Here is a 19,413-nt window from a genome sequence, read left to right on the forward strand (position 1 = left end):
TGCCGCCCGAATCATCTGCGGCTGATTTGGAGGTGACAACACGGCCATGGCGCGGGGTCAGCCTGGTCGCCGCGCAGCGTTCCCGCCATTTGTTGTAAGCATCGAGGAGATCAGGGTCATCCGGATCGGTCGTGCTTTACTGGATCGCGCATCGATACTTGCTTGATCTCCTCGTTATTCTCGCTGCACCAACGAAAGCAGGAAGCTTTGTCAGACTGCAAGTTCAAGTGCGAAATATCTTTATAAGAAAATAGTATCTGGTAACAAACTCCCTTAACCGTAGGATTATTCCGGGATTGAACAGTTCGGCTGCACCTGTCATTCTATACTTCAGTGCATGGAATCGTTCGTGCGAACGATAGGAATTCAAAGCAAATGATCGAGATCAAAGGATTCAACGCGTCTCCCATCAGCCAGGACGAATTGACAGGACTGGCTGACAGAGCCGCGCTCGAGGAGCATCTCGACAGTCTTTGCGGGTCCTATGCAGAAAGCGATTTCGACGACCGGCTGGAGTTTGCCATCCTCTGCATTGATCTGGACGGGTTCAAGAAATTCAACGAACAATATGGGCGCGCTGAGGGCGATACGCTGCTTAGACTTGTGGCTGATCGCCTGCAGTCATGCATGCGCAAGAATGATGTGGTCTACCGCATCGATGGCGACGAATTCGCTATCGTCCTGCTGCAGGTGACGGCGAACGAGGTTGCCAGCATCGCCGACCGCATCATCGGCACGCTTTCACAGCCCTACGATATTGGCCGGGCCGAGCCGGCGGCAATCAGTGTTACTATCGGCGCGGCCCTTGCGCCGCGCGATGGCGATACACCTGAAAGCCTGTTGTGGTGCGGTGATGCTGCCCTCTATATCGCCAAGAAAGCCGGAAAAGGCGTCTACCGCCGCTATTCGGAACGACGCTCCAGCTAGACACATCATGGCGCAGGCATCTTGTCGAATTTCGGCAGGTTTGAATCGATGTGGTCCCAGGCGTAGCCTCGCACGCCGTAGGTTACCATTTGCGGCTTGTATCGACTTGGATCGTCAAGGCTCGCGGCGTGCACTGTGAACAGATCGGGCATGGCCGCAAACGTCAAATAGACCGGTGATCCGCAGGTGGGGCAGAAGGAACGCGTCTTCACATTGCCGCTATCGCTGGCGATATCCCAATGCATGGCTTCGCCGCTGAGTTTCACACTCTCCTTGCTCGGGAAGGTCAGATAGGATCCGTGGCCTGTGCCGCTTTTCCGCTGACAGTCGCGACACTGACAGTCGTTCATCACTATTGGTTCGGCAGAAATTTCATAACGGATCGCGCCGCAGGCGCATCCGCCGGTATAAGCCTTGCTCATGTTTTCACTCCTGCGATAAAGCCCGGTTGGTCCCACAGAACCAGCAACGGACGGCACTCTGCATTTTCAGTGTCTGGGTGAATGAACGCAGCAGTCAGCCCCTGTTGTACTCTTCACGACGCCGCGTCAGTGCAGCTTCTTTGAAGAGACCTGTTCCGCAACGACATCGCCGATGCTGGGGACAACCCTCTTCCACCCTGCGCCCATATTCGTGAACGCCACATCGTTCCTTGGGAGTACGAAGCCGGAGTGGACAAGACGAAGGCGCGTTCCGCTATCGACTTTGAAGAGGGTCCACGTGACCACTGTATCCAAACGTGAGCCATAGCCGGCATTTCCTTCGTGTCCGCCCTTCCAGGCATAAGCAAGCCGCTCGTTCGGCTTCGCCTCCAGCACTTGGCAGTGAATGACACCGTCCCACATGCCGGCCGGCGTCGTCTGGAACGTGAAGTGCCTGCCCTCCACCGCCTCGAATCCGATCAAAGGCATCCGCAGCCAGCGATTAATCAATTCGCCTGTTGTCAGCGCTTTCCAGATCGTCTCCGGTGCATGCGGCAAGACCTCTTCGACTACGATTTCCTGTGTGCCGGACTTCAGCGCGACGTCGTTCATGTATCCATCTCCGTTAACAAGGTTCTGAGGTTTGCAAAGCGCTCGCGCCAGAATACGCCGTAATGGCTCATCCACTCGACGAGCGGCGAAAGGCCCTCGGGTTCAGCGCGATAATAGACCTTCCGGCCCTCGGGCCGCTCCGCAACCAGACCCGCCTGTTTCAATGATTTGAGGTGCTGGGAGATGGCACCCTGTGTTACGCCGCTCCCTCGCGTCAGTTCGACCACGGTTATCTCATCGGAGCTGACGACACGCTCGTAGACGGCCCGGCGGGTCGGATCGGCAAGGGTGCGCAGGACAGCGCTTATGGTAACGGCTTCAATCATGGCTATTACATTAGCCACCACTCATTAATTAGTCAACACTAATGTTTTTGTTTCGCGACCTCATTATCTCTGCCGCTGAATTGCGTCCCTCGATCGCTGGGCCGGATAGTGATTGGGGTAGAATCGCAAAATGACACTGCCAAGCTTTTCAAACCAAGGTTGCACGGAAAGGGGTCAGCAAGAAAATCAATTAGTTAAACACGGAAAAGCACTGTGGATACCTCACCGGGAGCGAGGTGAGAGGGCGTTAAATCACCTTGATGCCACGCGCAGCAGTTTGGCGTTGGGGTTGCACCAGCCCGAAAGCTGGTGCATGGGTACCCCCTCTCAAGACCAATCCTTACAAGGCCACCTATGCTATCGCGCCTCCTTGACCTGTTTCGCGCTAACAAATCTGCGCACCGGTCCATCATAGTCCCCTTCCCGGATGATCGCGAAATTGAACATCATCCAGTTGCCCAGGCAACGGGAGAGATCGTCGCCTTCTTCACCTCCAACTCATTCTACGTACATGAAGCCAGGCGCATGATCGCCTCGGCCGTGCGCTTGGGGCTGGAGGTCACCGCTACCGCCATTGAAAGCGCTGGCAGTTGGGTCCGCAACGCTGCCATGAAACCGAGCTTCCTTTTGAAAGAGCGTCGCCATAAGCGAGGCCCGCTTCTTTACGTGGATGTTGATGCGGTCTTCCATCGCAATCCATGGCCTGCGCTAGCCTCGTTTGACGGCGACCTTGCAGTCCATTATTCGGACAATGGGCGACTGATATCAGCGACCATCCTGATTAACGATACACCTGCCGCACTTCGCCTCATCGAAATGTGGAAGGAACGGTGCGACGAAGACCCTGATATTTGGGACCAATTGGTATTGCAGCAAATAATAGCGGAGGATCAGGCATCCGGCGCACGGCAGTTTCAAGTCGGTTCCCTGCCAGTATCTTTCTGTTGGATTTTTGACCGCCTGACCAACGAAAAAACCGACGTTGTCTATATCGAACAGCTGCAAGCCAGCCGGCAAGCGACACACAAGAAGCGGCTTTTCGGCCGTGTTGGAAAGCGCCTTAGACGCAGGCGCGAACGCGTCAGGCAAATAGAAGAGGTCCTGATCGGCAGCGCTTGAGGCCAAGGATGCAAGACCATGAAAGTTTATACGCGGAATGTCCGATGCGCGGGTCGGGCCATTTCGAAGTTGACTGGCGTGAAATGGGGAAGGTATCGCCTCACCCTGATGACGGGTGGTGTCCCGGATTGCCACACTTGACGAAAAGATAAGTAAATCAATTAGTTGATGTGGCGCCTGAACTTATTGGAGGCCTCGCCCGGAATCGAACCGGGGTGCAAGGATTTGCAGTCCTCTGCGTAACCACTCCGCCACGAGGCCCCAAAGTCAAAATAGCTAATGAAATTAACTACTTATAGAAGCGACGAATATTCATTTCGAACAGCGTCACTTGCGGCATTCCGAATAGCCGTTTTTGTTTTGTGCCGCAATACGAAAAATGAACATGCGCAAAACAATCGCTCCAGGGCCCTCTGGAACGAAAGCGCATGCAATCCGTTACCTGCTTGAGGAGGCTCCGATGGCAACAACCACTCTCGTCGGTGCATTGCTGGTTACATGCGGACTTTTGTATATGGCAGGAGTCGCCATCTATCGCGGCAGGTTGACCGATGCGCATTCTTCTCCCCATGAGCCAGCCGGTCTCACGCTCGAGCCGCGCCATCGTGGCCTGCGCTTTCTTGGTCTGAAAGCCAATTGGCCTGGTCTCTTGATTGCGGCTATCGGTGCGTTGATGTTGTTGCTGCCAACAGTGTAGCATCGCTGGAACTCGGCGCGGTTCGTTCCTTTGACAGTCAAAGCCAATCCTGTTTATCGTTGGCTGCAGCAACTGAGAGAACTGATCATGAGCGGATCTCGCGTTACCTCAGGAGGGCGGGTGCCGTTGCGGCCAGGTGCGCCTGAAGATTACTGCCAAGCCCCTTCTTACCATGGCCTGTCACTGCACCGGCTGCCAACGCATGAGCGCCAGCGCTTACTCGTTGAGTGCGGCTATTGCGAGTGAAGGCTTCTCAATCACGAAAGGACAGCCAGTCATTGGCGGTCTGCATGGCGCATCCCGGCATTATTTCTGCCCCCATTGCATGAGTTGGATGTTCACAAGGCCCGAAGGTCTTGACTGGCTCGTCAACCTTCGCCCGACCATGCTCGACAATCCCGGCTGGTTCACACCATTCATCGAAACATGGACAAGCGAGAAGCTGCCTTGGGCGACCACGCCGGCCGTTCACAGCTTCGAAGCTCTGCCGGCATTCGATCAATACGAAGGTTTGACCAGGCAATATGCGGAACAGGCGGAATCATTGTAATTGTCGCCACATTCCCGCTCAGCCTTCATTCTTGTTTGAATCAAACCAGCTGCCCTTCCACCGGCGGCCCAGCTTGACCTCGATCTGACGGCGCTTGCGCCGCACGATAGCCGAATCATGCGACAACACGACGAGCCCAAGCGGAACCATCCAGAATCCAAGGATGGGCAGAAAGCCCAGAGTGCCGCCCGCAACCAGCAATCCGCCAAGCATGCGGCGCATTGCCACCGATTGCGGCACGGGTACATGGCGGCCAAAGATGCGCATGTGCCGGCGCTTCCTGTGCGACTGGTGCTTGTGATGTCCCGTATTGGGGTGCGTATCAGTATCTTCCGGACGATCGGACAACGATATTCTCTTCTCGTTAAATGGCGTTTCAGTCCCGATGTAGGAAGCCTCCCGACGCATGTCATCGTTTTGTTATGCACATTAGTGGAAAAAAATCGAAATCGTCCTTTGCAAAAGCGGAACCCTTTTGCTATAGGCCACTTCGCTGATGACTAAGTAGATATTCCCCGGTAGCTCAGTGGTAGAGCAATCGGCTGTTAACCGATCGGTCGCTGGTTCGAATCCGGCCCGGGGAGCCAGTCACTTCAAAGGCTTGAGCCGAGAAATCGCTCAGGCCTTTTGCTTTTTCTGAGCTCGCGGACAGCATTTGGCGGTTTCAGCTTTTTCTGGAGGCCGCCGCTGGCGAATTGAATGACCCGAGCTTGCGGCAAAACCGACTCTGTGCTCGAATCGTGCCGGTATTCGCTCGCGATCGCTTTGCGATCCGCATGTTCAACCGCTTCAACAGCCGATACGTCATGTCTTTTCGATCGCCCCGAAGCATTTCCGCCCGGTTTGACCAGAATGGCCCGCCGAGCGCCATTGACATGGAAATCCTGGCGGAAACGGCTGCGGCGCTCGGGCGCGCTGGACAGAAAGTCGAGCGGACGCTGGAAAGATTGCACGCTGCGGCGGAGGTGGACCGGGAGGTGTGCCTTAAGGCCGCGGCACAGGCAGTACACGCCTATTTCATCCAGCGCGAACTATGCGGCCTGCGCAATCACGATGATCCCATCCAGCATTATGGCATTCCGCGCGCAGTGCTGGTCCGGCTGGGGGCGGTTTAGCCGGCGCCAGGCGACCGATAAACTGCTGGCTTATTTCTCCGGCGCCTCTTCCTCGAACATCACCGCCACGTCAGAATTGGCAGAAAGACGAACGCGGTTGCCTTCCACATCCGCAACCAGCGATATCGAAATATAATGATGATGGCCTTTGTGCGTACCCTCGCCGCTGTCTTTCCTGATCAATTTGATTCGCCCGCCCTCGATCCTGTCCACGGTACCGACATGCACACCGTCGGCGCCGATCACTTCCATATGTTGCTTGATGCGTGTAGCAGTCATGACATTACCTCCAAGGATGACGCATCATGAACGCATGAAGCGGACTTTGGATGCATTGCCGCGTTGGAGGCTTCCGGGACAGGCGCGAAAGCTCTACTCTGCCCGGCATGATCCTCAAGGAAAGCGTTGCCCCCAATGGCTTACGAGATTTTGACCCCCGCCGAGATGGGTGAAGCTGACAGGCTAACCATCGCGGCTGGCCCCGGCGACGGTTACGCTCTCATGCTGAACGCCGGCCATGCCATCGCCCGTCATCTTCTGGCGCATCATGGCGACATGCCGGAATTTCACATCCTGTGCGGGCCCGGGAACAATGGCGGCGACGGCTACGTCATTGCCCGTCTCCTGATCGAGAGCGGCGCTCGTGTGCAGGTCTGGTCCACAGGCTCCCCGAAGCCCGGAACCGATGCAGCGCGGGCATTGGCAGACTGCCCTGTCAAACCCCGCGCCATCGACGGTTTTGAACCGGCGCCCGGCAGTCTCGTTGTGGATGCATTGTTTGGCGCTGGCCTCGACAGGCCGATAGCAGGCAAGGCCGCAGGCGCCATCGCCCGCGCCAACGATGCGCCGGTGCGCCGGGTGGCCGTCGACATGCCCTCGGGCCTCGATGGTTCCAGCGGACAGCCGCTCGGCCCCGTCCTCGAGGCGCACGCCACTATCACGTTCTTCCGCAAGAAGCCCGGTCACCTGCTCTACCCGGGTCGCACGCTCTGTGGTGATTTGACCGTCGTCGATATTGGCATCCGGGATGACGTTCTCGCCGCCGTGAAGCCAGGCTGTTTCGAAAACATGCCGCGCCTGTGGCGAGAGCTGCTTCCGGCGCCCGGTGCGGACACGCACAAGTACACGCGCGGCCATGTGGCGGTGTTTTCCGGCGATGCGACCTCGACCGGCGCAGCGCGGCTATCGGCGCTATCAGCAGCAAGAAGCGGTGCAGGCGCGGTCACCGTTTTGTCGCCCGATACAGCACTCTCCGTCAATGCCGCGCACCTCACCTCCATCATGCTCAGCCGCTGCGATCACAGGCAAGACCTGATATCGTTCATCGAGAGGCGAAAACCATCTGCCTTCGTGCTTGGCCCCGGCTTCGGCATTGGTGATAAAACACGCGAGTTTTCCCTGTCCCTGCTGCAGGACCAGTCAGTCAAACTGGTTTTCGACGCCGATGCGATCACATCCTTTCAGGATCGCCCGGACGCCCTCTTCAATGCAACGCAGCGCTTTCCGGAGGTCCGTCTCGTACTGACGCCCCATGAGGGCGAATTCAAGCGGCTGTTTCCGGATATCGTCGCCACCAAGACGCCATCCAAGCTCGAACGAGCTCGCGAGGCCGCCGCCCGCGCCGGCGCGATCGTCATATATAAAGGTGCCGATACCGTGATCGCAGCGCCGGATGGTCGCGCCGCGATCAATACCAACGGCACGCCTTTGCTGGCGACCGCGGGCTCCGGTGACGTGCTGGCGGGGCTTGCTGCGGGATTGATGGCGCAAGGCATGCCGCCCTTTGAAGCAGCTTGCGCGGCGGTCTACATTCACGGCGCAGCCGCGCACCATCTCGGCTTTGGACTGATCGCGGAAGACCTTCCAATGGCGGCCACGAAGGTCATCGCCGGGTTGCGGGCAAATCGCGATCCGGGAACCAACCGGGAAATGGACCGTTGATTGCCAGTGACGAAGACTGCACCAAAAAGACCACGATTCAACGAAAGCGGGAGTGAATCATGAAACTGTTTTTGCGGCTGACGGCCCCTCTCCTGATGATTGCAATGAGCGGCTGCGCCGGGATCAATTACGCTAAATCCAACTATGGCGGCTTGCCTCAGCAACAGTTCACGGCGTCAAGCGGCCAGTCATTCCAGATCATCGACAATCCGGCGCGCGGCCGGATGATGATAGGGCCGGGTACAGGCGGCTCGGCAACCGAAGGTTTCGTCCGCGGCCTTGGTATGGGCGTCGCCAACAGCCTCGTTGCCACTCCTCCAGTGGTCTACCGCGATGCCGCAGAACAGTACCTGCGCAGCTCCGGACGCAACTGCACTGCGCAGGATGTGACGGCTATCATGGATCCTCGCTACGAAGTTCGCTACCGCTGCATGGGCGGACGAACGAACCAGGACAGGATGCTGGGACCGGCCTGAGCGATTTCATTTAATTTGTGCCGATCTATTAACCCCGCGTTTACCTTGATCATTCACCTTGTTCCCAAGCGCGATTTGTATGGCGTACGCGCTTCCAGTCATTTACCGCCTGTCATTATTCTGTCGCAATGACAGGCTAATGATTACACATAGCGAATAGCTTATTTCCATCTTTGACCACGGATGTACTGGCACTGATGTTGAGGTAAGCTTAGGAAGGTCGGGTAGCTCCCGGCCTTTTGCTTTTTTAATACCTGCGTTGCATTTTCTTGCCGTTTCAGGCGCCATTTCGCCATGGCGTGAACATCAGCACCTAGTAAGTCACGGTCACGATGACGTAGTCCGAATAGATGCCTGCTGGAGGTGTCGCCTGCCCCCTGGGGACACGGGCATAGACGGTATAATTCTGCTCTGTCCCCGTACCAAGCTTCTCTGCCTGCCCGCTTGCAGTGGTCATATCGCCCCAGGAAGCAGTCCGGCCCGGGTCGCTGTAAAGACCATAGCCGATCGATTGACCGACGGGGTCTGATCCGGCGAACATTTTCCTGGCGTTAGGGCCGATCGCCGCTTTGCCGTTGCCCAGCAGGATATTGTAACCCACATTCGGCGTGCAGTTGATTTTCAGCGAGCCGGTCGCGTCGATATCCTGACCCTGCGGCAGGGCCGCCATCTTGCCGAAATTGATCGGACTTGTGTCCACAGAGCAAGTCTTGTCGACCTTGATCCTGGCCATGAAATTCATTTGCGTAGTCTGGGTGCCAACGCCAAGCGGGCAGCCAGGCGGCGGTTCCAACAGGGTCAGCCAGCGATAGTAAAAAGTAATCGGTATATTCGCTGAATAGTCTCCTGACTCCACCCGCTGCTTCTCGATCCGCCCATAGGGAAATGTGAAGGTTCCATTGCCGACGCCCATAAAGACCACCGCCAATTGCATGAGGGTCGCTGGATAGCCCTGGTCCGGGGCGACTTTCGATCTGGCCGCATCGGAATAGAGCTGGAATTTTAGATCACTGCTGCCGGCCTTCATGCTGCGTGTTCCGGTTGCCGCGTCAAGCCCGCCCACTGCCGGACAGACCAGAACGGTTGTTCCAGGATCGAGGGGTGTACTCCAGCAAGAGTAGGTTATGTTCAATGAAGCGTCGAGAACGGCGGACCCCGACGGACTGCCCGAGAAGACCATTTCCCCGCTCGGGGCGAACGTGCAGGTGAGCGCGAAAGCCATCCGGGGGACCAGCGTGAACCCGGCAAGGCAGATCAGCAGTAACAACAACCGTCTCATTGGCACACCACATTCCTGATTGATACCTGGTTTCCGGGTTGTGGCCGGTAGGCAAAAGCTGCATGACAGGAGCTTCCGCCTGTCAGTTCAATCGAAACCAGATTTTCACCCGGCGCGAGCCCCTGGACGAATGCCTCGCCATCATAACCGACGACAAACGTGTTCCCGCTACCGTCGATCTTCCCCAGAAGCCCGGCCGCCAACGGCTTTCCATTTGCATCGAGCAACGTGACGATCGCCCCGCCGCCAGCTTCCTTGACATGGAAATCCACCACCACGCCGCCCTGGTTAGCGGGAACGATAATGCTTTGCGTATCACCGATAGCGGCATCGACGGGGAGGTTCTGCGGGTCGATATCGATCTGGTTGGTCTCCCATGAGTTGAGATCCGGCACGATGAGTCGCCCGCTGCCATTCGTATGCCCAACCACATTGTTGCCGGACTTCACTTCGACACCGGGGGCGCCAACATTGACCACGGCAAAGGCGTCATCGATACGATTGGTGGCAAAGACGCCGCCGCCTGCCACCGCAATAGCGCCATCGATCTGACCACTGACTCGTGCCGCGTCGCCATATTGCTGCACATAGCCATCGACGTGCGCGATCTTGCCGCGATAGCTGCCCGATACCGAGCGGTTGGGCGTCTTGCCCTCGCTGGTTCTCGCGGCCCAGCCATAGCTGCCCTGTTCCGTGGTCGCGTATTTCGCAACTTCCGCGAAACCGGCAATATCGCCGCCGTTATCGTCGGTACCGGTCGAGGCATAGATGCCGTTGTCGAAAGATACGGATAGTCCGGCATAGACGCCGAAATTGTCGCTGTCGTCTAGATCTGTAAAGGCGGACGCATGGAGCGACGTATTTTTGAATAACGACTGGCTGTAGGAAGCACTTGCCGCGCGGTTTCTCTCGCCGTTATCCATTTCGATCTGTGTGAAGGAAAGATTGATACTGGACCGGCTGAACGGCGTTGGAAGACTGAAGCTCACCTGATCGATCGAACGCGGTACCCGCGCCGAGAATATCCGCGCGCCCGGATAATAGTAGAACTGATCGCGAATGCGCTCGCTATCGGCGGAAACCGAAGCAATATCGTCATAATCCCCGAAAGTGCGCTGCATGCGGCCGTAAAGCGTCCATGTGTCATAGCGCAGTTCCAGCGACCCGTTCACAAGCACGCCGGTTTCGCCGTCATGCCGGCTCCCCGCCACCGCCAGCGACGTGGCGCCCCAGCGCCCGAGCGGAAAGGCGGCGCCAATGCCGCCGTTCAACAGATCGGCACCACCCTCCACATGGCTTTCCAGAGTCAGCCAGTTGGTCAGACCATAGCGGGCCGTCGCCGTGCCGAAAATGTCGCTGCTATAATCATTGGATTCGTTGCCGTAACCGCGGCGGGGAAAGCCGATTTCCGCCGAGAAATCGAGCAGTCCCTTGACCAGCTGCTCGCTCGAAGTATAAAACGGCAATGTCGTTCTGGTTTCACGGCCGAGCGTATCCTTCAACACCACCTGGGCCTCGCCCGCCCCGCTGATCACCGGAAAATTGGACAGTTCAAACGGCCCCGCCGGAATCTCCGTGCTGTAGGTCTTTACATTCTGCGTGTAGACATCAAGCGTCGAAGGAACCGCTGCCGAACCGGACACGACAGGCATGGGCAGGGTTACAAGATCCCCCCGCAAGGAGAAATTCCGTTCGATCTGCATGCCGCCGAGGTAGACGGAACGCGTCCAGGGCAATCCGCGCGAGACGAGATCGCCGGCATTATAGGTGATCAGGCGCTCCGCGTCGGAATAGTTCCACGTGGTGTTCAGCCGCCTGACGCCCTGCAATTCGCTGTCCGAGAAGCTGGCGGTGAAGGACTGGTTCAATGTTCCGAACGGGCTGAAGAACCGTGCATCGAAACCGCCGGAAATGCCCTGGAAAGGCTTGAGGTCGCCGTCCATCAAATTGTTGGAGCTCGAATAGAGCGAATAGTTCAGAACTGCGCCGGTGCTCGCGGAGGGTTTGGGCCGTTCCCGCCCGGTCCGCCGCGCATCGAGATCGATTTTGCGCGGCACGCGCGCCGCATCGGTCGCGGTCACGTAAATGCTCTGGGTATCCGGCACGACATGATATGCGATGCCCGGCAGATCGTTGAGGTGAATTGACCCGTCAGGCCGGATCGCATTCTTGACGGGCTTGATCCCCACTTCCTCGAGTTCATCCGGCTCGGCCGTCAGGCTGCCGTCGGGCAATTGCTCGAATGTGCCGACAAAATCCGTATTGACGTCGTTGATATAGACTGCGAGCTGCAGTCCCTGCGCCCCCGCCACCTGGCCCGCCACCTGAATAGCCGCCACCGGCGCGGCATCAAGCGGCATCTCTTGCGCCCGCCCTGCCGTGTCAAGGCAGGCGATGGCCCACAGAGCCAGCCCGATGCATCGAAGAGCACGCGTTGAAAACCTGCGCGGAGCGTCATCTCCACACCGCGCCAGGATTTCAAGGCTTGCTCTAGTTGCTGACGTCGACATCGGCTTCGAGAGCTCCCCTGTCGGTCTGCAGCTTCAGGACTGCCGGACCCGGTCTCAGCCCTTTTGCTGGGCCGAGCGGAAATTGCGCCGAGCTTCCAGCCAGCACATAGCCGCCCGCATCTTTCTTGACGCCGATGATCCGGCCGCTCTGCAGCAGCTGAATATCCGTCAGGCGAAGTTTCGTGCCGCCGGCATTGGACCCGAAAAGGACATAGCCGCCATTGGCGCGCCGGATATTCCAGCCGACCCGCGCTGCAGCCGATTGTTCGCTCCTGTAGAAGACCGGCAGTGAAAACCGCACGGTAAAATTGACCGTGCCCGCCTTCAGCTGCGACGGGTCCGGCAGTTCGTCGACCAGTACCCGGTAGCTTTCCTCGGCAGTGACCGGCGCTTTGCTGATCCGTACCACGCGCAACAGATATTGTTTGCCCGCGCCGATCTGCGCCGATGGCGGGCTCGCGACCACATCGGCCGTCGGCTCCAGCCTCTCAACACCCATGACCTGGCTCCAGCGGAAGACCCGGACCTGCACGTTGACCGGTCTGTTCTCCTCATTCCTGAGGGTGATGACGCCGGCGCTGGCCGGCATCACCTGGTCGATACGGGTAGGCGAAACCTGCAGGGAGGACGCCGCGGCAATGCCGGTTTGAAACGCGCAAAGGCCGAGAAGGCCGATGCCGTATAACAAGGATCGCATGGCGTCCTCCAGTGATGTGCAGAGCTGCTAGTTGAGCGTAACCAGGATCGCGACGGTGTCCTTGTAGACGCCAGAGCCAGGATTGATCTGGGGCTTTACCCAGCCGTAGACCGTGAACGGCACATTCGTCTGGGCGGCAGTCGTCGCCGCAGTATAACTCACGGCATCAGCACCTGTACCCCAAACTTTCTGATAGTCAGATGCAGTGTAGAGATTGTAGCCGACCTTCTTGGTCGCATCGGTGCTATTCGTCATATAGCGCGCGGCAGCACTGGCGCCAGCGCCTTTGCCGGCATCCAAACCAACGGTAAACTTGGCGTTTGCCGTACTGCAGGAAACGTTGAACGTTGCTGATTGCTTGATGTTGTCCGTCAGACCGGACCATGTACCGAAGTTGAGATTGGCGCCGTCAGTGTCAAAGACACTGCAACCCTCTTCAATTGTCAGCTGGACATTGAGCGTGCCGCTCTTGGAAGCCGCAAACGCAGAACCAGTGAAACCAAGCGAGGCAACGAGCGCGGAAGCAAATGCAATGCGTGTTGAAATACGAGACATCATCAAAAAATTCCCTATGATTCAAAATTAAATTGGTCCCTATAAATTGGGAGAACGTTTGTTAACATATCGCTGGCGCAAGGTGTCAATGCGCTACATTTTGAAAATACAAAGTATATCTGCTTTCTACAAAAACGCCTGTTTGGTGTTACCGATTAAACACACAACAACATAGGCGCATTATTTCGATTGTCCTTTAGTATTATTCTGTAGTTGCAAATGCCCTCCACAAAAAACATCAGAAGGTGAGTATGAGCGTAACCGTATCCTTGTAGACTCCGGGAAGAGGATTTGGGCTTCTCATATTCTGCGGGATACCTGCGACAACCGTTATGGGCTCGTCCGCTCCCGTGCCTGTGCCCCTTGTTATCGGTTTATTATTCTCATCGAGGGGAAAGGTTTCGATGCTCTCCCGGCCGAACATCAAATAATACCAGACGAGATTGCCTTTAGCGCTGCGCATCAATCGATGGCCCTCATTATCATCATTCAGCCCCGCGCCAAGCGTGAGCGTGTAACCGGTGTTCGCGGCGCAATTGATGACAATGTCAGCTCTTTTCTCGATATCGCGCCTCCCCAATTTGAAGACCAGATTGGCATAGGTGCCGAAATCGATGCTGGGCACACTTTTCAGTTCGCAGCTTCCACCCTTGAGTGTCAAACCGATATTCAGTGTCCCCGTCGGCGATGCAGACAGCGCCGGTTGCGACAAAGCCATGACGATAGCCGCAGCGCGCAGGCCGGGCCCTGAAAAAAGACAATTCATAATGGTTATCCGGCAAAAAATAAAAAATAGACCCCAATTAATTGGGAGGCATTAATAAGTATTTCGCCTACGACGTGGATAGCGTCCATGTCAACAGAAAATCGGCAAAAAGATTCGAAATATTAAGACTAATCCAAGCTTTCAAGCTGCCAATATAGAACAACTCAACCTAAGCACGAATATCGCCTTTTACTTAAGTCTAACATATCAACCAGTAATTGCATCGCCTCACACTATATACGCAAGCGTGGGTATGGGTATGGGTGATATTGGACCATCGCGTCAACAAAATGGATTTTTGCTCGCCAACCGAATGTTCCCGTACGTCAATAAGTAACGGTAACGACGATCGTGTCGCTATAGGCGCCTGGCGTCGGTGTCGTCTGCGGCGGGATACGTGCATGGACCGGCAGGTTCTGAGCATGACCCGTGCCTGTTTGGCTCGCCGTGTCGCTGCCGGCAGTATCCCCCCAGGCAAGATTTCTTACCGCATTGCGGTAAAGTCCATAGGTAATGGATTCCGCCCCTTTGGTCATTCTTCGTGCAGTCGGACCGGCATTGGCGCCGCCGGGGCCGAGCGCCACGACGTAGGGCGTCAACGGAGAGCATGTCACCGTTACCTGTCCATCCTGATCGATATTGGAACTCAGCACGCCGCGATTGCCAAAATCGATATCATGGGCGGAAACGAGGCAATCCTTGGCGGTCTGGAGGCTGACCGTGAAGCTGGTGGTCCCCTGAATGCCCGCGGGATTTGCGCATCCATTGTTGTCATTGTAGCGATAGCGGAACGGGGTCTGCGCTGCGGAAAATGCCGATGAATAGCTGCCGACGGGCGCCGTCGGCTGGTTGGCGCGAACCTGACCATATATTGTCGTCGTGGTCGTTCCGAGTCCAAGAAGCGGAACGTCGACGAAGATTTCCGGCGGGCGTGGCGTGAGTGCCCAAATCCACGAGCCCCAGACGACTTGCCGCGCTGGATCGCTATAGAGCTGATACGCAAGCGATCCCCCGCCGGTCATCAGCCGGAACGGGCCAATTGTACCGCCACTGCCTGCATTGAGATTGGGACAGATCAGAACGCGGCGCACCAGACTGAGGGGCGCGGAACAGATTGCCGTAAGGGTCGCGGTCCCATTGATAGCGGCGCCGGGCAGCGGACTTCCCGAAAACACCATGTTGGTCGTTGTGAACGTACATATTTGCGCCAGGGCGGCAGCCGGCAGAAGGTTCAGACATATGAAAAGGCATAAGCCGATCAAATTGCGTTTCATGAACACACCACCTGCTTGATCTTGATCTGCGTTCCTTGCTGCGCCTGGTATGAAAACCGCGCCCGGCAACTCCTGCCATCGAGGAGATCGACAACAATGCTGTTCTGAGCGCCGAGCGCCCCGATATAGGCTTCGCCGTCATAGCCGATGAAGAATTCCTCGCCGGAGCCGTCGACGTGCCCGCGCAGCCCGGCCTCCAGCGGCTTGCCGCTTGGGTCCACGAGGCTGACCAGCGCCGATGCGGTTGTCCTGACTACATTGAAATCAATGACCACGCCGCTGCGGTCGGCCGGAACGACCACGTCGCGAGTAGAACCGACACTGGCATCGACAGGCAGGTTCCGTGGATCGATGGCAACCGTATTGGGCTCCCAGGATCTAAGGTTTGGCACCAGAAGCCGGCCGCTGCCATTCGTGCGCCCCGCGGACCGGTTCTCGAAGGAAACCTCCACATCCGGCGCTCCGACATTGACCACCGCAAATGCGTCGTCGATCCGGTTGGTCGCGAAGACACCACCCGCCGCGACAGCGACCGCGCCATCGACCTGCGCATTGGCCCGCACAGTGTCGTCGAATTGCTGCACGCTGCCTTCCACGCGGGCATATCGGCCGCGATAACTGGCGGCTGCGGACCGGTCTGGCATATCGCCCTCGCTCGTCCGCAAGCGCCAGCCATGGCTTCCCACCTCCTGCCGTTCCGGCTTTGCGATGTCGAGAAAGCCCGCCGGCCCATCGGACGTCTGCTCATAACCGGTCGAAATGTTGATACCGTTGTCGAACGGAACGGTCAGTCCGGCGAAAATGCCGAAACTGTCGCTGTCTTCGAGGTCCATGAAGCCAGTCGCATACAATGAACTGTTCCGGAACAGGGATTGGCTGTAGGAGACACCGGCGATCTTGCTGTTGTTCTGGCTATCGAAATCCAGTTGTGTATAGGAAAAGTTGAGATTGCTGCGATCGAATAGGCCCGGCGTGGAAAGGGTCACCTGCGCAAGTGTCCGGGGTACGCGCGCACTGAAAAAAGGAATGCCGCTCTGGTCGAACACGGGAAGAAGCTGGTCATCCGCAGAAACCGAAGCGATATCGTCATAGTTGCCAAACGCCTGCTGCAGGCGGGCAAATACCGTATACTGGTTGTTCCAGGTGAGTTCCACCGAGCCGTTGAGGATCATGCCCGAATCGCCCGCGTGGTTGCTCCCGGCTGCTGCAAGAGAGCCGACCCCATAGGCACCGAGCGGAAACGCCGCTCCGATCCCGCCATTTTGAAGATCGGCGCCACCTTCGAAATGACCTTCCAGCGTCAACCAGTTGGTCAGGCCATACCGGACAGTTGCCACACCCATCAGTTCGCCGGCATAGTCATTCGATTCGGTGCCGTAATTGCGCCGGGGAAATCCGGCCTCGGTAGAAAAGTCGATCAGGCCCTGACCCAGCAGCAGGCTCGATGAATAGAACGGCAACGTCGTCCTGGTCTCGCGGCCAAGCGTATCACGCAGCACGATCTGCGCCTCGCCCTGCCCTGAAAAAACGGGGAAATTCGTCACCTCGAACGGACCGGACGGCACCGCACCGCTATAGGTCTTGACGTTCTGCGTATAGACCTCAAGCGTTGAAGGAACCGCTGCGGTTCCGGCGAGTATCGGGACTGGCAGCGTCACCAGGTCCGGCCGCAGCGTGAAATTCCGCTGGATCTGCATGCCGCCCAGAAAGACCGGGCGGGTCCATGACAAGCCGCCGGAAACGAAATCTCCGGCACGATAGGTTATCAGCCGGTCGGGATCGGAAGTGCTCCAGGTCGTATTCAGTCTGCGTACGCCCTGCAGTTCGCCGTCTGAGGCGCTTGCGGTAAACGACTGGCTGAGTGTTCCATAGGGACTGAAGAATCGCGCATCGAAGCCGCCGGAAATGCCCTGGAACGGCTTCACATTCCCGTCCATCAAATTGTCCGTGCTGGCAAACAGCGAATAATTCAGCACTGCCCCATAGCTGGATTGGGGCTTTTGGCGCTCCTTATCAGGCTCCGGATTGATGTCGATGACCTTGGCCGCACGCCCTGCATCTGGAGTCGTGAAGTAAAGGCGCTGTGTTTCGGCCTCGATCCGGTATCCGACACCTGGCAATCGATCGATCCTGATCGATCCGTCAGGAGCGGCCGCCTTGCCATTCGGCTCAAGGCCCACCTCTCGCAGCTCCTCGGGTCGCGCTACCAGCGCGCCGTCAGGCAATTGCTTGAATGCACCAATCATTTTCATGGAATCACCGTTGATGAAGACCTCCAGATAGAGGTCCTTTGTCCCGGCGTTTTGCGATTGCGTATGACCCGGCGCGTCTCCCCCCTGGCTCCTGCGCCTGCAACAAGGAAGGCGGACACAAACTCATGCAAATAATCGCCCCCAGCCTAACGGCCGCTGATCGCAATATCGGCATTCAACAACCCGGATCTCGCTTTGCGCCTTCAGCCCGATTGATCCCGCGGAAACCGAATGCCCGCCGGCAATGGGCCACTGCATGCTTGCGCCGCCCAGCACGTAACCGACGAGCCCCTCGCGCGCGCCGAGCACACGGCCCTGCTGGGTCAGTTGCACATCGGCAAGCCTGAGCCGCATGTCACCCGTGTTACGGGCAGTGAGCACCAGCGACCCTTTCGTTTTGGCAATCCCCCAGTCGACCTTTGGTGGCGTTGCGTCCTGATCCTTGAAGAAAACCGGTATTGAATAGCGCACGACAAGGGTAACCGCTCCGGCCTTCTTGCGCGAAGGATCGGGCAACTCATCAACGATAACTCGGTAGCTCTCTTCACCCACGACCGGTTTCTTCGCCACGCGAAGCACGCGGATTGCATAATCCTTGTTCGCGGAAAGACTGGTGGAAGGCGGACTGACCACCACGTCATTGGTGGGGTCGAGCTGTTCAGCACCGTTTACCTGCGTCCAGCGGAACACTCTTATCTGCACATTGATCGGACGTTTTGCTTCGTTGGTCAACGTGAGGATCCCGGCACTGCCGGGCACTGTCATTTCGAGATTGGTGGGGGATACGCGCAGGGAGGCCGCCTGGACAACACCCGCAAAAAGCACAAGGCCCATCACCCCAATGCCATAAAGCACGGTTCGCATTCGATCTCCAGTATGAAATTAACCCGATAGACCTACCGGAAAATCAGCCCGACGAAGCATTTGGCGAGAACCAAAAAACTATCCTGTCCGTCAGGATGATTTCCGCAAACCAGTCTCTTAGTAAGTGACGGCTACCGCTACCGTATCGGAGTAGGCACCGGTCGCTGACGTGGACTGCGCTGGAACCCGCCCGTAAACGGGAATGGACTGCTCCACTCCGTTTCCTGTTCCGGACAATGTATCGGTAGCAGCCGTCGTCCCCCAGACTTCCGTAAAGGCCGCATCCCGGTAAAGATTGTAGTTGATCGTGGCATTACCTGGCCCAGTCATTTTACGGGCTGCAAGCGTTGCGCCTGCCCCAATTCCAAGCCCGAGACCCACACTGTAAGGCGTCCCGCTCGTGCATTGCACTTTAATGGCGCTCTGCGTATCAATATTTTGGTCTATGATACCACGTCCTTCAAAATTGTGTTCCTCGGATGATACCACCCTGCACTCGGCATTTATGTTGATCTTGACCGTGAAACTTCCTGTCACCGTGACCGCCAAAGCTGGGCTGGAAATGCCCAAAACAGCAGCAAAGCCCATCAATACGGCACGGTTTGGCAAAATGCTGAAACTCATTGAACCTCCTTTAAATAATCCGATGTGATACAACAATCTCTCGATCAGCAATAATATCTCAGTAATTATTTTCCGATTCTAACGGACCATACATTTAAAATGTATTATAGATCGGCACGGTCTTGCAACAAAAATTTCTAGTTCTCAAATAATTATCGGCACTTTATTGCCGTCATTGCGAAAACCTTCGATTGGTTAACTGATAAACCCACGACCGATCAAGAAGTTTCTACTTACAGTTGAATAAGGTTGCATTATAATTGACCTCAAAAGTGCGTTTTATGTTTTGCATCTACTTGGTGAACCACGTTTTAGGGTCAGGACCTGCCGGATAGTTGTATCCCGCATGGGTGAGTGCGAAAAAGCACCGCCGCATTTACAGATGATCCAATTTGCTGTGGAGTACG

21 protein-coding genes and 2 tRNA genes are annotated in these 19,413 nt (G+C 56.9%); 8 read left to right on the top strand and 15 right to left on the bottom strand.

The window, feature by feature from the left end:
- Positions 1 to 375 precede the first annotated feature (375 nt).
- Positions 376 to 927, top strand: coding sequence for a GGDEF domain-containing protein (locus tag N8E89_RS17550; protein ID WP_106663102.1), 552 nt, complete (start codon positions 376 to 378; stop codon positions 925 to 927).
- Positions 928 to 932: 5 nt separating this feature from the next.
- Here N8E89_RS17550 and N8E89_RS17555 read toward each other — a convergent pair whose 3' ends face one another.
- The 3 genes from N8E89_RS17555 to N8E89_RS17565 form a co-directional block, all read right to left on the bottom strand.
- Positions 933 to 1,349: a GFA family protein gene (locus N8E89_RS17555; RefSeq protein WP_106663101.1), complete on the bottom strand. Its 417-nt coding sequence runs from the start codon at positions 1,347 to 1,349 to the stop codon at positions 933 to 935.
- A 126-nt stretch (positions 1,350 to 1,475) separates the two neighbouring features.
- Positions 1,476 to 1,961 (bottom strand): SRPBCC family protein, encoded by a 486-nt coding sequence (locus N8E89_RS17560; protein WP_106663100.1) that lies wholly within the window; start codon positions 1,959 to 1,961, stop codon positions 1,476 to 1,478.
- Positions 1,958 to 2,287 carry an ArsR/SmtB family transcription factor gene (locus N8E89_RS17565; protein ID WP_106663099.1) on the bottom strand — a complete coding sequence of 110 codons (330 nt, stop codon included), beginning with the start codon at positions 2,285 to 2,287 and terminating at the stop codon, positions 1,958 to 1,960. Before N8E89_RS17565 ends, N8E89_RS17560 begins: the two co-directional genes overlap by 4 nt.
- 354 nt (positions 2,288 to 2,641) lie before the next feature.
- On the opposite strand from N8E89_RS17565, the gene N8E89_RS17570 reads away from it, so the two are divergent.
- Positions 2,642 to 3,406 (top strand): putative nucleotide-diphospho-sugar transferase, encoded by a 765-nt coding sequence (locus N8E89_RS17570; protein ID WP_106663098.1) that lies wholly within the window; start codon positions 2,642 to 2,644, stop codon positions 3,404 to 3,406.
- A gap of 187 nt (positions 3,407 to 3,593) precedes the next feature.
- Here N8E89_RS17570 and N8E89_RS17575 read toward each other — a convergent pair.
- A tRNA-Cys gene (locus tag N8E89_RS17575) sits at positions 3,594 to 3,667 on the bottom strand.
- Between the two features lie 199 nt (positions 3,668 to 3,866).
- Between N8E89_RS17575 and N8E89_RS17580 the strand changes: the two genes are divergently transcribed.
- Positions 3,867 to 4,103: a hypothetical protein gene (locus tag N8E89_RS17580; protein WP_106663343.1), complete on the top strand. Its 237-nt coding sequence runs from the start codon at positions 3,867 to 3,869 to the stop codon at positions 4,101 to 4,103.
- Between the two features lie 136 nt (positions 4,104 to 4,239).
- Complete coding sequence (locus N8E89_RS17585) at positions 4,240 to 4,653, top strand: GFA family protein (RefSeq protein WP_262260615.1); 414 nt, start codon at positions 4,240 to 4,242, stop codon at positions 4,651 to 4,653.
- 18 nt (positions 4,654 to 4,671) lie between these two features.
- Here N8E89_RS17585 and N8E89_RS17590 read toward each other — a convergent pair whose 3' ends face one another.
- Positions 4,672 to 4,920 carry a hypothetical protein gene (locus N8E89_RS17590; RefSeq protein ID WP_106663097.1) on the bottom strand — a complete coding sequence of 83 codons (249 nt, stop codon included), beginning with the start codon at positions 4,918 to 4,920 and terminating at the stop codon, positions 4,672 to 4,674.
- 245 nt (positions 4,921 to 5,165) lie between these two features.
- Here N8E89_RS17590 and N8E89_RS17595 point away from each other — a divergent pair.
- Together N8E89_RS17595 and N8E89_RS17600 are read left to right on the top strand one after the other, a co-directional pair.
- Positions 5,166 to 5,240: transfer RNA gene (locus N8E89_RS17595), tRNA-Asn, on the top strand.
- Positions 5,241 to 5,459: 219 nt separating this feature from the next.
- Complete coding sequence (locus tag N8E89_RS17600; protein WP_106663341.1) at positions 5,460 to 5,768, top strand: DUF6665 family protein; 309 nt, start codon at positions 5,460 to 5,462, stop codon at positions 5,766 to 5,768.
- 30 nt (positions 5,769 to 5,798) lie between these two features.
- Here the strand turns inward: N8E89_RS17600 and N8E89_RS17605 are convergent, their stop codons facing one another.
- Positions 5,799 to 6,047: a DUF2171 domain-containing protein gene (locus tag N8E89_RS17605; RefSeq protein ID WP_106663096.1), complete on the bottom strand. Its 249-nt coding sequence runs from the start codon at positions 6,045 to 6,047 to the stop codon at positions 5,799 to 5,801.
- 135 nt (positions 6,048 to 6,182) lie between these two features.
- Here N8E89_RS17605 and N8E89_RS17610 point away from each other — a divergent pair, with 135 nt between their 5' ends.
- Positions 6,183 to 7,709: an NAD(P)H-hydrate dehydratase gene (locus N8E89_RS17610; RefSeq protein ID WP_106663095.1), complete on the top strand. Its 1,527-nt coding sequence runs from the start codon at positions 6,183 to 6,185 to the stop codon at positions 7,707 to 7,709.
- 59 nt (positions 7,710 to 7,768) lie between these two features.
- A complete protein-coding gene (locus N8E89_RS17615; protein WP_106663094.1) occupies positions 7,769 to 8,185 on the top strand; it encodes a hypothetical protein in 417 nt (138 codons plus the stop codon).
- A 313-nt stretch (positions 8,186 to 8,498) separates the two neighbouring features.
- Here the strand turns inward: N8E89_RS17615 and N8E89_RS17620 are convergent, their stop codons facing one another.
- The 9 genes from N8E89_RS17620 to N8E89_RS17660 all read right to left on the bottom strand — a co-directional run bounded on the left by N8E89_RS17620 (position 8,499) and on the right by N8E89_RS17660 (position 19,006).
- Positions 8,499 to 9,464, bottom strand: coding sequence for a Csu type fimbrial protein (locus N8E89_RS17620; RefSeq protein WP_262260619.1), 966 nt, complete (start codon positions 9,462 to 9,464; stop codon positions 8,499 to 8,501).
- A complete protein-coding gene (locus tag N8E89_RS17625; protein ID WP_262260621.1) occupies positions 9,461 to 11,824 on the bottom strand; it encodes a fimbria/pilus outer membrane usher protein in 2,364 nt (787 codons plus the stop codon). Before N8E89_RS17625 ends, N8E89_RS17620 begins: the two co-directional genes overlap by 4 nt.
- 130 nt (positions 11,825 to 11,954) lie before the next feature.
- On the bottom strand, positions 11,955 to 12,671 hold the full coding sequence (locus tag N8E89_RS17630; RefSeq protein WP_106663091.1) for a fimbrial biogenesis chaperone: 717 nt from the start codon (positions 12,669 to 12,671) through the stop codon (positions 11,955 to 11,957).
- 27 nt (positions 12,672 to 12,698) lie between these two features.
- Positions 12,699 to 13,229 (bottom strand): Csu type fimbrial protein, encoded by a 531-nt coding sequence (locus N8E89_RS17635; RefSeq protein ID WP_106663090.1) that lies wholly within the window; start codon positions 13,227 to 13,229, stop codon positions 12,699 to 12,701.
- Positions 13,230 to 13,464: 235 nt separating this feature from the next.
- The gene (locus N8E89_RS17640) at positions 13,465 to 13,992 is read right to left on the bottom strand and encodes a Csu type fimbrial protein (RefSeq protein ID WP_112760890.1); all 528 of its coding nucleotides are present in this window, start codon (positions 13,990 to 13,992) and stop codon (positions 13,465 to 13,467) included.
- A 326-nt stretch (positions 13,993 to 14,318) separates the two neighbouring features.
- A complete protein-coding gene (locus N8E89_RS17645) occupies positions 14,319 to 15,266 on the bottom strand; it encodes a Csu type fimbrial protein (protein ID WP_262260625.1) in 948 nt (315 codons plus the stop codon).
- Positions 15,263 to 17,518 carry a fimbria/pilus outer membrane usher protein gene (locus N8E89_RS17650; protein WP_262260627.1) on the bottom strand — a complete coding sequence of 752 codons (2,256 nt, stop codon included), beginning with the start codon at positions 17,516 to 17,518 and terminating at the stop codon, positions 15,263 to 15,265. Before N8E89_RS17650 ends, N8E89_RS17645 begins: the two co-directional genes overlap by 4 nt.
- A 123-nt stretch (positions 17,519 to 17,641) precedes the next feature.
- A complete protein-coding gene (locus N8E89_RS17655; RefSeq protein WP_262260629.1) occupies positions 17,642 to 18,382 on the bottom strand; it encodes a fimbrial biogenesis chaperone in 741 nt (246 codons plus the stop codon).
- Between the two features lie 117 nt (positions 18,383 to 18,499).
- A complete protein-coding gene (locus N8E89_RS17660) occupies positions 18,500 to 19,006 on the bottom strand; it encodes a Csu type fimbrial protein (protein WP_106663084.1) in 507 nt (168 codons plus the stop codon).
- Positions 19,007 to 19,413 lie beyond the last annotated feature (407 nt).

This window comes from Phyllobacterium sp. A18/5-2 (assembly GCF_025452215.1).
Classification (GTDB): domain Bacteria; phylum Pseudomonadota; class Alphaproteobacteria; order Rhizobiales; family Rhizobiaceae; genus Phyllobacterium; species Phyllobacterium sophorae.

Bases quoted from the DNA above. Each gene is read 5' to 3' on its own strand.
- N8E89_RS17550 (WP_106663102.1), top strand. From the start codon at position 376: ATGATCGAGATCAAAGGATTCAACGCGTCTCCCATCAGCCAGGACGAA.
- N8E89_RS17555 (WP_106663101.1), bottom strand. From the start codon at position 1,349: ATGAGCAAGGCTTATACCGGCGGATGCGCCTGCGGCGCGATCCGTTAT.
- N8E89_RS17560 (WP_106663100.1), bottom strand. From the start codon at position 1,961: ATGAACGACGTCGCGCTGAAGTCCGGCACACAGGAAATCGTAGTCGAA.
- N8E89_RS17565 (WP_106663099.1), bottom strand. From the start codon at position 2,287: ATGATTGAAGCCGTTACCATAAGCGCTGTCCTGCGCACCCTTGCCGAT.
- N8E89_RS17570 (WP_106663098.1), top strand. From the start codon at position 2,642: ATGCTATCGCGCCTCCTTGACCTGTTTCGCGCTAACAAATCTGCGCAC.
- N8E89_RS17580 (WP_106663343.1), top strand. From the start codon at position 3,867: ATGGCAACAACCACTCTCGTCGGTGCATTGCTGGTTACATGCGGACTT.
- N8E89_RS17590 (WP_106663097.1), bottom strand. From the start codon at position 4,920: ATGCGCATCTTTGGCCGCCATGTACCCGTGCCGCAATCGGTGGCAATG.
- N8E89_RS17600 (WP_106663341.1), top strand. From the start codon at position 5,460: ATGTCTTTTCGATCGCCCCGAAGCATTTCCGCCCGGTTTGACCAGAAT.
- N8E89_RS17605 (WP_106663096.1), bottom strand. From the start codon at position 6,047: ATGACTGCTACACGCATCAAGCAACATATGGAAGTGATCGGCGCCGAC.
- N8E89_RS17610 (WP_106663095.1), top strand. From the start codon at position 6,183: ATGGCTTACGAGATTTTGACCCCCGCCGAGATGGGTGAAGCTGACAGG.
- N8E89_RS17615 (WP_106663094.1), top strand. From the start codon at position 7,769: ATGAAACTGTTTTTGCGGCTGACGGCCCCTCTCCTGATGATTGCAATG.
- N8E89_RS17620 (WP_262260619.1), bottom strand. From the start codon at position 9,464: ATGAGACGGTTGTTGTTACTGCTGATCTGCCTTGCCGGGTTCACGCTG.
- N8E89_RS17625 (WP_262260621.1), bottom strand. From the start codon at position 11,824: ATGCCGCTTGATGCCGCGCCGGTGGCGGCTATTCAGGTGGCGGGCCAG.
- N8E89_RS17630 (WP_106663091.1), bottom strand. From the start codon at position 12,671: ATGCGATCCTTGTTATACGGCATCGGCCTTCTCGGCCTTTGCGCGTTT.
- N8E89_RS17635 (WP_106663090.1), bottom strand. From the start codon at position 13,229: ATGATGTCTCGTATTTCAACACGCATTGCATTTGCTTCCGCGCTCGTT.
- N8E89_RS17640 (WP_112760890.1), bottom strand. From the start codon at position 13,992: ATGAATTGTCTTTTTTCAGGGCCCGGCCTGCGCGCTGCGGCTATCGTC.
- N8E89_RS17645 (WP_262260625.1), bottom strand. From the start codon at position 15,266: ATGAAACGCAATTTGATCGGCTTATGCCTTTTCATATGTCTGAACCTT.
- N8E89_RS17650 (WP_262260627.1), bottom strand. From the start codon at position 17,518: ATGAAAATGATTGGTGCATTCAAGCAATTGCCTGACGGCGCGCTGGTA.
- N8E89_RS17655 (WP_262260629.1), bottom strand. From the start codon at position 18,382: ATGCGAACCGTGCTTTATGGCATTGGGGTGATGGGCCTTGTGCTTTTT.
- N8E89_RS17660 (WP_106663084.1), bottom strand. From the start codon at position 19,006: ATGAGTTTCAGCATTTTGCCAAACCGTGCCGTATTGATGGGCTTTGCT.